The following is a 12,435-nucleotide window of genomic DNA, read 5'->3' on the forward strand; positions in this document are numbered from 1 at the left end:
AAAAATACAATACATGTCATATAAGGAAATATTAGTTAAAATATTAAATAAAATATTTAATATTATTAAAAATATTGTAGAAAAAAATATATCTTTAAAATCTAGGCAAACTACATATATGCTTTTGAATTATCCCATAATAAAAATTAGCTTAATAAACACAAAAGAGCTTAACCTGTCAAATATCGATTCGAATATTGCAAGATATCTATCCAAAATGTATATCGATCATAAATTTGATCTGCTCGGTAGTGGGTGGGTAAAAAATAGTTATGAAAGTGTGGCATTAGGTCTTGAAGGCTACAAGTATGATATGAATGTTGAAGCACCTGAAAATATATTTGAAAACTATGAGCCGATAGATTGGCAGAAGGATTTTAAAAGTGGTTTTAGATGGAGTGAGAAGAAATGGTATAAAGATCAGCGTATAGCTCATAAGCCCGGCAGCGACATAAAGGTGCCGTGGGAGCTTGCGAGGCTTCAGCACTTGCCGCAGCTTGCTATTTTTGCGATGGCGGATTCAAATTTAAAAGAGCGAAATTTAAAGGAATTTAAAAACCAAATTTTAGATTTTATCTGTAACAATCCGCCTAGAATGGGCGTAAATTGGACATGCACGATGGATGTCGGCATCAGGGTTGCTAATATGCTGGCAGCTTACGATATGTTTTGCCGGATGGATGAGGGCGGAATTTTAGATGCGGATTTTAAACAGACCTTTTCAAATAGCGTCTACGAGCATGCGCTTCATATCGTAAATAATCTGGAATATTCGCCGCATCTTACGTCAAATCACTATCTAAGCGACATCGTGGGTTTGCTATTTGCGTGCGCATATTTGGATGGCGGCGGCGAGATAGACGCGTGGCTGGCGTTTGCCGTACAAGAAGTAATTAGCGAAATGAAAAAGGAATTTTACGAAGACGGCGGAAATTTTGAGAGTTCTACGAGCTATCACCGCCTAAGCGGCGAGCTAATGGCGTATGCCGCGGCTTTGATACTGGGTCTAAAAAGCGACAAAATTTCATCTTTGCAAAATTACGACGAAAAACTTTTGCGCAAAAAGCCGAAGCTCTTGCCGCCGGACGAGCAGGAATTTAAAATTTTAAACGGACAAATAGTGCTGCCGCAGTGGTTTGTGGACAGACTGTATAAAGTCGGTAGATTTACCGCAGACATCACAAAACCAAACGGCGAAGTGCCGCAATTTGGCGATAACGACAGCGGTAGGTTTTTTAAATTTAGCCCAAACGGCGAGTTCTTGAGTAACGAACAGGCCGTGCGAAAATATCTAAATTTAAGCGGCTTTGAGGGCGGCGACGAGCCGTTTTGGGACGAAAATATCTTAAACCACTCCACGCTAATTAGCTGCATGGGCGGAATTTTTGACGATGAGATATTTAAAAACGATATGTGCTTTGAGAGGAGCTTAGTTCGCTCGCTCGCAGGATGTACGCTAGAAGCAAGCGATAAAACATACAGACGCCCGATTGTTTCAGTTGCGAAATTTAGAGAACTGCCGCACCGAAAAAGCATGGAATTTAAAATTCCAAATTCGCAAGAGATCAAAAATATATTTTATCCGGACAGCGGGATTTTTATCTTTAAATCCGGCAAATTTTACCTCGCCATCTGCGCTACGCCACTTGGGCAAAAGGGTCACGGCGGACATACGCACAACGATAAGCTGGGCTACGAACTGTGGATAGACGGGCTGGATATAGCGAAAGATCCCGGCACCTATCTTTATACGCCGCTTCCAGATAGGAGAAATGATTTTAGAAGCGTCAAGGCTCATAATGCGCCGATTATAGGCGATTTGGAACAAAATAGTTGGGGCGAGGAAGCTATCGGATTATTTGGAATGTTTGCAGAGTGTAGATGCGAAGTGGCGGATTTCGGAAAAAATTTTATAAGCCTCGCCGCAGAATACAAATGCGTAAAAATTATGAGGAAATTTGAGATAAAAGAGGACAAATTGGTGATTACCGATATGGCAAACAGGGAATTTTATTATAGTAAATTTGGGTTTTATTCAAATGGGTATGGAAAGTTGATGAAAATTGGTGCGTTATAATGAATAATAACATTATAGTAAATAATAATTTTAATTTATTAAGATTGATAGCTGCATTTCAGGTTATGTTTGTTCATGCAAACGGTTATTTGGCAAATAGAAGCGACTTATCTTGGTATGTAACCAAAATATTAAATTTTAGCGGTGTAATCGTATTTTTTCTAATTAGTGGTTTTCTAATAAGTATGTCTTATGCAAAAAATCAAGATTTAAAAACTTATATTAAAAATAGAATTTTAAGAATTTATCCGGGGCTTTATGTTAATATTTTTATCGGCGTAGCAATCTTATGCGTTTTTATAGATTTAAATTTTGACTTTGATTTTTTTAAATGGCTTCTTACTCAAATTAGTTTTTTGCAATTTTACAATCTTGAAGCCAGCAGGGCTTTTGGTACGGGCGAGATAAATGCGCCGCTTTGGACGATCTCGATTGAGCTAGTATTTTATGCTGTTTTACCCATCGTTTTTTTATAAATAAAAAGACTAAGAAAATATTACTTTGCGTTTTTCTGATCTCAATACTATTTTTTATATATAATTCTAATAGCGATAGAAATTTATTTATCAATAAACTTATTAATGTATCTCTGGCCCCATATTTATTTGTATTTTTAATTGGCTTTTATTTTTATATATATTTTGATTTATTTCATAAATATATAAAGAATAAATTCTTTATATATTTTGCTGCTTATGTTATCGGTAGAATTTGCTTCCATTATTTTAATAATATTTTTTTAGATATATTTGTAAGTTATTTTATATTCTCATTTCTGGTTTTTTCTTTTGCTTTCAGTTTCGAAGGTCTCGATAAATTTTTGCGAGGAAATGATTTTACATATGGTATTTACATATACCATATGTTTTTTGTAAATATTTTTGTCCAAATAGGTAGGGGACAGCATTTATGTAGTATATGTTGCTATTTTGTCTATATGTTGCGCTATAATCAGCTGGTTTTTTGTAGAGAAACAGTGTTTAAGCTTAAAAAGTAAAAGCTTATATCGTAGTAGGATGAAAAATGTCTAAAAAAATACTATGGTGCGGAAATTCTTATTATGGATCTCCATTCAAGGTAGGTTGTAATTATTATAGTGAATTACTGGCTAAGGAGGGAAATAAGGTTTTATTTATTGCACCACCCGTTTCCCCATTTCATAATAAGATCAACGAAGCGACGAGACTCGCTCAATCAAAGAAAGGTGTGCATAAAATTTTTGAGAATTATTTTATATATACTCCATTTACGCTTATTCCGCCATTTAAAAAGCTACCGTCCCAATTTTATTGGATTATAAAAATATGGCATATTTTTACCTTGCCAAATTTTAAAAATATGCTTAAAAATTATGATTTCTTAAACGTAGATACTTTGGTGATAGATAATTTCGTATTTATACCTTTAATAAACATTATAAAATATAAGAAGTTGGTTGTTAGGGTTACCGATAGGCTTGAAGGTTTTGGCGTAGGGGCAGCAGCTATCAAGGCAGAGGAGTATCTAATAAAAAAAGCAGATAAAGTGATATATACATCATCGAATCTTAAAAATTACATAGAAAAATTTAATAAAAGTTGCTTCTATGTACCAAATGGAGTTGATTTTAATAAATTTCAAAAAAAATACGATAAGCCGGATTTTTTTTGCACGATTGCAAAACCAGTTGCCGTTTATGTAGGCGCTATAGAAAGCTGGTTTGACTTCGACCTACTAGATTATGTCGCCGACGAGCTAAAAGATGTACATTTTTTAATAATTGGAGCTGTAAAATTTAAACCCGATAATTTTGATCAAATACAATCTAGAGAAAATATTACGTTTTACGGCAAGGTCAATAATGATTTGATTGCCTCTTTTTTGCAATTTTCAGACGTCGGCATAATCCCGTTTAGGTTAGATATGGATTTAGTTCATTCTATAAGTCCACTAAAACTATATGAGTATTCTGCGGCTGGACTCCATACGGTAGCGACTAAATGGCGAGAGTTAGAGCAGCTAAATAGCCCTGCTTTATTAGCTGGTTCGAAAGAGGATTTTGTGACGTGTCTAAAAAAAGCCGTAGCTCTAAGGCAAATAGGCGTGGGCGAAATCGTAAAATTTGCAAAGGATAATGATTGGAACGCAAAAATACAAAAAATATTGAATTTACTTTTCTATATATAATAGCTTTTACTTTGTATTGCTTAAATAATTTTGTTGATAGATTTAGCCTATTTTATTTTGGCTCGTATGCGTATATATATAAAGCTTTAATTTATTTAATATGGTTATTTATAGCTGTTTTTTCTTTTAGAAAAAGGACTTCCATATATATGAATATTCTCATTTGCATATTATTTATTTATATGTTTTTTGATATTAAAATCGGAGCTGTTGCCTTTATAACATATTTTTTACCAGTTATTGCAACCTTCTTTTTCTTTTCAAATTGTGTTAGATCAAAAACTCAAATTAATTTTATTATTTCTGGACTGGGTTCTTTTTTTATATTATCGGTTTTTTATGCTATATTTAATGAGATATTTGGCTATGCTGACTTCGAAAAGGAGGCTTTTAATTTGATGGGTAACTTATTCGAATCGGATGGAAAAATTAGAACAAGATCATTTTTTGTGGGGGAACAGACTTTATACATATATGGCATTTCTATTCTCGTGCTATCTTTTATTTTTAGAAATAAATATAAATATATTTTTTTGTTGGCTCTTGTAACTCTATCTTGCTTCTATATTCCTAAAAATCCATTAGTATTTGTAGCTATTTTTATTTTTATGTTATTTTTATTAAAAATTAAATTTAATCCTATGCTATTTCATATATATTTTCTTGTAAATATTTGTATATTATATTATTTTGCAAAAATTACATATCTTTCAGGCGTGTGGTCTTTATATGGCTCTTGGCTTCACTACACTCCATTTGGTACGCCTAGTGTTATAGATAGATATGAGATTTGGGATAACGCCATATCTCTTTTATCTGCTAATCCTTTTGGATATGGTCTTGGATCGGCTTCATATGTATTTGGTGATTCAAAAATTATTACACCTCATTCTGAATACCTAAAGACACTTATAGAATTTGGAATACTTGGCTTTTGTTTGTTTTATGTATTTTTATATCATATAATAAAGATGACTTGGTCGTTATATATAAAAATGAAAGATAATATATTTTTATATTTTATAGCATATATTTTTGCTTTTGTTTTTATTGGCTTTTTTAATGATCATTTTTTTGGAAATGCCGAGAAGCTGTTTTTTTGGATGATTGCTGGATTGATATATAACTTTAAGTATGGGCGATTGAATGAAAAAATTAATAATTGATTTTCGTATGCATAAAGCATCTGGCATAGGTATATATATCAAATCGCTACTGCCTTATTTGGTGGAGAAATTTGATGTTATTCTGCTTGGTAGTAGAGCCGAGATACAGGACTATGCGTGGAGTAAAAGCGTTAAAATTTTAGAATGTAAATCCAAAATTTATTCTATAAAGGAGCAGCTTGAGCTGCCTTTAAAAATTCCTAAATGCGATATCTTTTGGTCTCCGCATTACAATATTCCAATTCTACCAATAAGGGCTAAATTTAGAGTAGTTACTATCCATGATGCATTTCATTTGGCTTTCTATGATACGCTAAATTTTATGCAGAAAATATATGCAAAAACTATTTTAAATCAAGCACTAAGCAGAAGCGATATAGTTCTTAGCGTTTCAAATTTTTCGCGGAGCGAGATATTAAAATATACTAAAACCGATAAAAATATTTTCGTCGTGCCAAACGCGATAGACGAGAGGCGCTTTAATCAGTATTGCGATTCAAATACCTTAGAAGCGGTGGCGAGAGATTACAGTCTCCCGAAAGACTTCGTTCTATTTGTGGGAAACGTCAAACCGCATAAGAATTTAAAGAATTTATTATTTGCATTAGAAAAGACGAATCTAAATTTAGTTATAGTGGGCAAAAAGGACGGCTTCATAACGGGCGATAGCGTTATTTCTGAGATTATTCAGACAAAAAATCTCAGCAATCGCATATTTTTTACTGGTTATGTTAAAGATACGGATATCGCCGCTATCTATAATCTAGCAAAATTGTTCGTCTTTCCGTCTTTATACGAGGGTTTCGGTATTCCTCCGCTTGAGGCGCAAGCGTGCGGTTGTCCGGTCGTTTGCTCAAATGCTGCGAGTTTGCCTGAAGTGTGCGGCGATAGCGTTATTTATTTTGATCCGCATGACGTAGAAGATATGAGAAATAAAATTCAAATCGTTTTAAGCGATGAAAATTTACGAAACGAGCTTCGCGCTAAAGGTTTTGAAAATATAAAAAGATTTAGCTGGGAGCGCTCGGCTAAGCAGATTATCGAAATAATGGAGAATTTGTAATGAAAAAAGCCCTTATTCACGACTGGTTTATCACCTATGCGGGCGCGGAGAAATGCGTAGAGAGTTTTACCGATATTTGGGATGATGTTGAAATTTACAGCCTCATCGACTTTTTAAGCGATGCCGACCGAGGTAAAATTTTAAAAGGTAAGCGCGCCCACACGAGCTTTATCCAGAAGCTGCCCTTTGTAAAGGACAAATACCGCAACTACCTGCCGCTATTTCCGCTTGCGATCGAGCAGTTTGATCTAAGCGGCTACGACGTCGTGCTATCCAGTTCGCATGCCGTCGCAAAGGGTGCGCTGACGCACTCAAATCAGCTTCACATCGCTTATGTACATACGCCGATCCGCTACGCGTGGGATCTGTACCATCAGTACTTGCGCGAAAGCGGGCTAGATGGCGGCCTAAAGGGCATGCTGGCGAAGTATTTTTTACATAAAATTCGCATTTGGGATGCAAGCACCGCAAACCGCGTGGATCACTACGTCGCAAATAGCCGCTACATCGCGCGCCGTATCAAAAAAACATACGGCAAGCCCAGCGACGTGATCTATCCGCCCGTGGATGTCGATAAATTTACGCTGCGCGAAGCCAAAGAGGAGTTTTACCTCACTGCCTCGCGCATGGTGCCATATAAAAAAATAGATTTGATAGTTGAAGCATTTTCCAAAACTAATAAAAAATTAGTAGTTATTGGTGATGGACCTGACATGGCTAAGATTAAGTCAAAAGCGGGCAAAAATGTCGAGCTTTTGGGCTTTGCGAGCGATGAGACGATGGCGGATCTCATGGGGCTGGCTAAGGCGTTCGTTTTTGCCGCCGAGGAGGACTTCGGCATCACGCCGGTAGAAGCGCAGGCATGCGGCACGCCGGTGATCTGCTTTGGGCGCGGCGGCGCTCGCGAGACAGTGCTTGATGGCGAGAGCGGACTGTATTTTATGGAGCAAAACATAAAGGAGCTGCTCGCCGCCGTAGCTAAATTTGAGCAAAATTATGATAAATTTGAGCCTATAAAAATTAGAGAAAATTCTTTAAAATTTTCGCGCGCGCGCTTTGAAGCCGAGATTAAAAGCTACGTCGAGAAAAAATATGAGGAATTTAAGGACGGCCTAAATGACTAATATAATACTAAGCGGCGGCAGCGGCACGAGGCTGTGGCCCATCAGCCGCACGCTTATGCCAAAGCAGTTCGTGCGCCTCTTTGACGATCGCTCGCTTTTCATGATGAGCTACGAGCGAAACTCCCCGCTATGCGAGCGCACGCTCGTCGTCTCGAATGAGCAGCAGTATTTTTTGGCGCTCGATCAGCTTGAGGTTTTAGGCGCGCGCGGCGTAAAATTTTTGCTCGAGCCCATCGGCAGGAATACGGCTCCTGCGATCGCGCTTGCTTGTTTGAACCTAAAGGCAGAGGAGATCGTTTTCGTAACGCCGAGCGATCATCTAATTAGAGATGAGGCGGCGTATAAAAACAGCGTCTTGCATGCGCACGAGCTTGCGAAGCAGGGGTTTTTAGTGACGTTTGGTATCAAGCCTGCGGATGCAAATACGGGCTACGGCTATATCGAAGCAAACGGCGAGGATGTGTTAAAATTTCACGAAAAGCCTGAGCTTGCGGCAGCGCAAAGCTACATAGCGGCGGGGAATTTTTACTGGAACAGCGGCATGTTTATGTTTAAGGCGGGCGTATTTTTAGGCGAGCTAAAAGCGCAAAGTCCTGAAATTTACGAAGCCTGCGTTTGTGCGCACAAAAATTCTAATGCGGAAAATCCGATTAGAATTAAACTAGACGATATGCAAGAGATCCCCGCAGATAGCATCGATTACGCGGTTATGGAGAGCACGAGCCTTGCTAAGGTCGTACCCGCAGACATCGGCTGGAGCGATCTGGGAAGCTTTGATAGCTTAGATGCTGAGCTGCCCAAAGACGCGAATGGCAACACCGCAAGCGAGCAAAATATCGCTCTAAATTCCAAAAACAATCTCATCATCGGCTCGGACCGCACTATAGCCGCCATAGACGTCGAGGATCTCGCTATCGTCGATACCAAAGATGCCCTGCTCGTATGCAAAAAAGGCTCTACCCAAAAGGTAAAGCAGGTGGTGGAGCGGCTGAAAGATAGCGATCTGGCGCGCGTGCATGTAACGACGCACCGCCCATGGGGCAGCTACACGGTGCTCGAAGATGAGCGCGGCTATAAGATCAAGCGTATCGTCGTTAAGCCCGGCAAGCGGCTATCGCTGCAGAAGCACTACCATCGCAACGAGCATTGGATCGTCGTTAGCGGCACTGCAACCGTGACTGTGGGCGAGCGAAATTTCTTGCTGCGCGAGAATGAATCTACGTTCATTAGGATGGGCGAAGTTCATCGCCTCGCAAATGAAGGTAAAATCCCCGTCGTGCTAATCGAAGCTCAAGTCGGCAGTTATACCGGCGAGGATGATATCGTGCGCCTGGAAGATGATTTTAATAGGAGTTAGGATGAAAAAACAGATTTGCACCGTAATTCTTTTAACCGTTGATATTTTGGCAATATGGTTTTCTTTCGGTATGGCGGCATTTTTTTGTGGTGATTTAATATCGCTAGAAGTATTTAAGTATCAAAATTTTATGCCTTCTTGCGTTATAATGATTTTTTTATTTTTTTATCACGGGATTTATACTAGGAGGTATGATTTTTGGCATGAGACCGCTATAATAGTAAAAAGCTGCTTTTTCGGGCTTTTACTTAATTTGTCTATATTGGTGCTTATAAAAACAAATCATGATTTCTTGCAAGTAAGTATTGTTTTGGCATTTATTTTTTTAATGTTTCTGTTACCGGTCTTAAAATTCTTTATAAAAAAAATATTATTTAAATTTGGGATTTGGAATAAAAAGGCTAAAATTTTAGGCGAAACCGACGAATTTGAATTAGAGATACTTAATAATAGATATTTGGGATACGTTCGCGCAAAAGGAAAAGATTACGATACGCTTTTTATAGGCGGTAGCAGGCTAAGCGTTAAAAACTTAAACGAACTCATAGAGCAAAATATCAAGGAAAATAAAGAGATTTTATTCACGCCCGTTCTTAGAGGTTACGATTTTACGCAAGCTCATATATATAACATGTTTAACTCTCGTACAAATTTATTTGCCATACAAAACTCGCTTCAAAATAAATTTAATGTAATGCTAAAAAGGGCGTTAGATATATCGCTGATACTTCTCGCTTCTCCTTTTTTGATTGTTGTATTTGGTATAATTATGCTTATTATGAAAATAGATGAGCCAAGAGGCAGTATATTCTTTTCGCAATCTAGACTTGGGCTTAACGGCAATGAATTTAGGTGTTATAAATTTCGTTCAATGTGTGTAAATCAGGACTTTATGGTGGAATGGTTAAAGAATAATCCTGACGAAGAGAAATATTATAGGATATTTAAAAAGTATAAAAATGATCCTAGAATAACGCAAATAGGTAGAATTTTAAGAAAAACTTCACTTGATGAGTTGCCGCAGATTTTGAATGTTTTAAGGGGAGAAATGAGTATAGTAGGACCAAGACCTTATCTTCCTTATGAGGCAGTTGATTTTAAAGATCAAATAGATCTTGTTTTGGCTGTTAAGCCTGGTATCACCGGTATATGGCAAGTAAGCGGACGCAGCGATGTGGATTTTGCCACAAGGACACAGATGGATGCGTGGTATATGAAAAACTGGTGCATCTGGAACGATATCGTGATAATCATAAAGACCTTTAAGGTTGTTTTAATGCGTAAAGGCGCAAGCTAATTTCATTAAAAAGGAAAAAAATGTCAGAACGGAATAATCAAATAATTTGTCAAGATGATGAGATAGATCTATTTGAACTAGGCAAAAAAGCGTGGGGGTATAAAAAATATATCTTTTTAACTACCGGTGCGGCTTCGTTGGCGGCCGGATTGTACGCTTTCGTAGCTATGCCGCTATATAAGGCTACGGCTTTAGTTGAGACTGGTTACTACAAGAATGATAACGGCGAAGAAATATTAATAGCAAATACCGCCGATAATGTACAAAAGTTAACAATAAAGTATATCGACCTACTAAAAGGCGTCGAAGGACTTGACTATAAAGTAGAAAATATATCGGAGGTAAAAAATAATAAAAAGTTTTTTGACATAGAGGTCGTCGCAAAGAGTAACGATACGGCCGTAAAACAGATAAATAAAATGGTAGAAGATTTGGCTAGCGAGCATCAAAATGCTATAAACGCATATATCGAATTTAAAAAGGTTCAGCTTGCAAACATAGAACGTCAGATAAATTTCTTAAAAAACAACGTCATAGTGGAAAAGCAACAGCAGATAGAATATATAAAATCAACGCAGATACCTCGTATGGATAGACAAATAGCATATATGAAAGACGCTACCATACCTGTTGCACGGCGCGAAATATCGGCAATAGACGATATAAGTATTCCGTCGGTGCGAAAGAATATAGAGTTAAATACGCAAAGATTAAAAAAATATGAAGCAGAGCTAGAAAAACTTCGCACCAACAAAAATATGGGTGCGTCTGAAAATATTATACTTCGCCAAATGATGGAACAAGGTCTTTATAATCAAATTTCGAATTTGGAGCAGAGCATAATATCTCTTGAACAGCAAAAAGAAGTATTGGTAACAAAAACCAAGCCGGATTCTCAAGATAGACTTGATAGACTAACGAATGTTGAGCTAGAAAATATGCAAGCGGAAAAGGATACCTTAGTTAATGATAAATTGCCGTCTTTGCAAAGAGAATTAGTAAATTTACAAACCGAGGAATTAAATAAGCTTTTAGATCAAAGATCTCTCGTAGAGCTTGCATTAAAGCCATATAATTACCAAAATACGCAGATAGTTTCCGATATAGTTATCTCAAATAAGCCCGTTAAACCTAAAAAGGCGATCATAATTGCGATCGCATTTTTGTCTAGTTTGATGCTGTCCGTATTCGGGGTTTTGGTTTACGATTCAATAAAAAATAGAATTAATAAAGATAAACGGGAGGGTTAAGTACCCTCCAAATTTTTATAGTTTGCCGCCTTCAACGACAAGTGACTCTGGATTGACGCTATCACCATAGATTGGTTTTAGTGTAGCATTATAGTCTTTGTGGAAGAAATTTTCTTTGCCTAACTCAATGATCTCATTGTTTAGCCAGTCAAGTAAAACTTTGTTGCCTTTTTTAACAGCTGGTGCTATCACATCCACATCACCAAGTGCCTCAACGCCTACAACAAAGCCAGGAGTCTCTTTCGCCCAGGCAAAAAGTAGTGCGTTATCATGTGCTAGTGCAGCACCTCTTTTATCAACCAAAGCCGCAAATGTTTCAGTATTTTGGTCGTATTTTGCAAGCTTAATGTCAGGATAATTTTTTGTAAAAAACGCGTCTGCGGTTGTGCCCTTATTTACGATTAGGGTTTTGTCTTTTAGCTCATCAATGCTCTTTATCACCGCAGCTTCAGGGCTTACGATGCCAAGCGAAACCTTCATGTATGGAAGCGCAAAATCAACAACTTGTGCACGCTCAGGTGTTTTTGTAAAATTTGCAAGCGTGATATCTACTTTATCAGCTACTAAAACTTCAACTCTGCCAGCAGCCTCGACTAGCTCAAATTTTACCTTGCTCTCATCGCCTAGTAGGTCTTTTGCGATACGTTTTGCAAAGTAAATATCATAGCCTTGGTTTTTGCCGTCTTTATCGACATAGCCAAATGGTGGTTTGTCGCTGAAAACGCCAATTCTTACAAATCCGCGCTCTTTGATCTTTGCGATCGCATCAGCTTCGTTTGAAGCAGCTTTTGCCGTGTCGGCACCTTTGTCATTACCACAACCCGTTAGAAAGACGGTAGCGATTAATGCTAATAAGAAAAATTTAAATTTTCTCACTCTTTCTCCTTGTAAAAAAGTTAAATAAATAAGAGCGTTAAAATTTCGCTCTAAACGCA

The 12,435-nt window shown here is 37.4% G+C and carries 10 protein-coding genes; 9 read left to right on the top strand and 1 reads right to left on the bottom strand.

All coding sequences use genetic code 11. The annotated features are described in order from the left end of the window. The first annotated feature begins 217 nt into the window (after nucleotides 1-217). The 9 genes from F3G66_RS03345 (at nucleotide 218) to F3G66_RS03385 (ending at nucleotide 11,500) form a co-directional block, all read left to right on the top strand. Nucleotides 218-2,077: an alginate lyase family protein gene (locus F3G66_RS03345; protein ID WP_223154207.1), complete on the top strand. Its 1,860-nt coding sequence runs from the start codon at nucleotides 218-220 to the stop codon at nucleotides 2,075-2,077. Beyond that, a complete protein-coding gene (locus F3G66_RS09590; RefSeq protein ID WP_223154208.1) occupies nucleotides 2,077-2,553 on the top strand; it encodes an acyltransferase family protein in 477 nt (158 codons plus the stop codon). The genes F3G66_RS03345 and F3G66_RS09590 overlap by 1 nt, the downstream gene beginning before the upstream one ends. A gap of 547 nt (nucleotides 2,554-3,100) precedes the next feature. After that, a complete protein-coding gene (locus F3G66_RS03355; protein WP_149707145.1) occupies nucleotides 3,101-4,243 on the top strand; it encodes a GumK N-terminal domain-containing glycosyltransferase in 1,143 nt (380 codons plus the stop codon). Continuing rightward, nucleotides 4,195-5,409, top strand: coding sequence for an O-antigen ligase family protein (locus F3G66_RS03360; protein WP_149707146.1), 1,215 nt, complete (start codon nucleotides 4,195-4,197; stop codon nucleotides 5,407-5,409). The genes F3G66_RS03355 and F3G66_RS03360 overlap by 49 nt, the downstream gene beginning before the upstream one ends. Continuing rightward, the gene (locus F3G66_RS03365; protein WP_223154209.1) at nucleotides 5,390-6,472 is read left to right on the top strand and encodes a glycosyltransferase family 4 protein; all 1,083 of its coding nucleotides are present in this window, start codon (nucleotides 5,390-5,392) and stop codon (nucleotides 6,470-6,472) included. Before F3G66_RS03360 ends, F3G66_RS03365 begins: the two co-directional genes overlap by 20 nt. Next, entirely contained in the window at nucleotides 6,472-7,596 is a 1,125-nt protein-coding gene (locus F3G66_RS03370; protein ID WP_149707147.1) for a glycosyltransferase family 4 protein, read from the top strand. The genes F3G66_RS03365 and F3G66_RS03370 overlap by 1 nt, the downstream gene beginning before the upstream one ends. Further along, a complete protein-coding gene (locus F3G66_RS03375; protein WP_149707148.1) occupies nucleotides 7,589-8,953 on the top strand; it encodes a mannose-1-phosphate guanylyltransferase/mannose-6-phosphate isomerase in 1,365 nt (454 codons plus the stop codon). Before F3G66_RS03370 ends, F3G66_RS03375 begins: the two co-directional genes overlap by 8 nt. 328 nt (nucleotides 8,954-9,281) lie before the next feature. After that, on the top strand, nucleotides 9,282-10,250 hold the full coding sequence (locus F3G66_RS03380) for a sugar transferase (protein WP_223154210.1): 969 nt from the start codon (nucleotides 9,282-9,284) through the stop codon (nucleotides 10,248-10,250). 20 nt (nucleotides 10,251-10,270) lie between these two features. Next, nucleotides 10,271-11,500: a Wzz/FepE/Etk N-terminal domain-containing protein gene (locus F3G66_RS03385; RefSeq protein ID WP_149707150.1), complete on the top strand. Its 1,230-nt coding sequence runs from the start codon at nucleotides 10,271-10,273 to the stop codon at nucleotides 11,498-11,500. Nucleotides 11,501-11,515: 15 nt separating this feature from the next. Here the strand turns inward: F3G66_RS03385 and F3G66_RS03390 are convergent, their stop codons facing one another. Then, on the bottom strand, nucleotides 11,516-12,376 hold the full coding sequence (locus F3G66_RS03390; protein WP_149707151.1) for a cysteine ABC transporter substrate-binding protein: 861 nt from the start codon (nucleotides 12,374-12,376) through the stop codon (nucleotides 11,516-11,518). Nucleotides 12,377-12,435: the final 59 nt, after the last annotated feature.

The sequence above is a fragment of the Campylobacter concisus genome (assembly GCF_902460665.1).
GTDB lineage: Bacteria > Campylobacterota > Campylobacteria > Campylobacterales > Campylobacteraceae > Campylobacter_A > Campylobacter_A concisus_AL.